Annotated in this window: 1 rRNA gene; it reads right to left on the reverse strand. The window is 47.1% G+C overall.

The annotated features are described in order from the left end of the window. Positions 1–860: ribosomal RNA gene (locus HMPREF1552_RS02685) — 16S ribosomal RNA — on the reverse strand; the annotation flags it as partial. Positions 861–1,071 lie beyond the last annotated feature (211 nt).

Below are 1,071 nucleotides of genomic sequence, written 5' to 3' on the forward strand. Positions count from 1 at the left end.
TCCCCAGGCGGATTACTTATCGCATTTGCTTCGGCACGGACACTCTTCATGCCCACACCCAGTAATCATCGTTTACAGCTAGGACTACCAGGGTATCTAATCCTGTTTGCTCCCCTAGCTTTCGCACTTCAGCGTCAGTTGCCGTCCAGTGAACTATCTTCATCATCGGCATTCCTGCACATATCTACGAATTTCACCTCTACTCGTGCAGTTCCGTCCACCTCTCCGGTACTCTAGCCCTGTAGTTTCCGGGGCAAGCCTGCGGTTGAGCCGCAGGTTTTCACCCTAGACTTACAGGGCCGCCTAGATGCCCTTTATGCCCAATAATTCCGGATAACGCTTGCGACATACGTATTACCGCGGCTGCTGGCACGTATTTAGCCGTCGCTTCTTCTGCAGGTACCGTCACTTTCTTCTTCCCTGCTGAAAGCACTTTACAATCCGAAAACCTTCTTCGTGCACACAGAATTGCTGGATCAGGGTTGCCCCCATTGTCCAATATTCCCCACTGCTGCCTCCCGTAGGAGTAAGGGCCGTATCTCAGTCCCCTTGTGGCCGTTCACCCTCTCAGGCCGGCTACCTATCATCGCCTTGGTAGGCCATTACCCCACCAACTAGCTAATAGGACGCAAGGCTCTCCTGCAGCGTCTCCTTTCATCAGGCTTGACATGCGTCAGCCTGACAATACCAGGTCTTATCAGTCGTTTCCATCTGTTATCCCTGTCTGCAGGGTAAGTTCCTTACGCGTTACTCACCCGTCCGCCTTGGCTAGTCTGTGCAAGCACAGCTTCGCCAAAGACTTGCATGTGTTAAGCATTCTGTCAGCGTTCATCCTGAGCCAGGATCAAACTCTTCATTCAATATATCATAAATATATTTTATTTCACCTTAGTTTTGACAAGTTCATATCTTACTCTACTAAAATATGTACTCTTGACTTTTGTTTTATCTATTACACATTATTGCTTCTTCTATTCTTATTTTCTATTGTCCTGTGATACCTTTTTCGTATCGACAAGATATATATTACCATAATCGCTCCCTTTTGTCAACTACTTTTTTTGAATTTTT

It is taken from the genome of Leptotrichia sp. oral taxon 879 str. F0557, from assembly GCF_000469385.1.
GTDB classification, from domain to species: domain Bacteria; phylum Fusobacteriota; class Fusobacteriia; order Fusobacteriales; family Leptotrichiaceae; genus Leptotrichia; species Leptotrichia mesophila.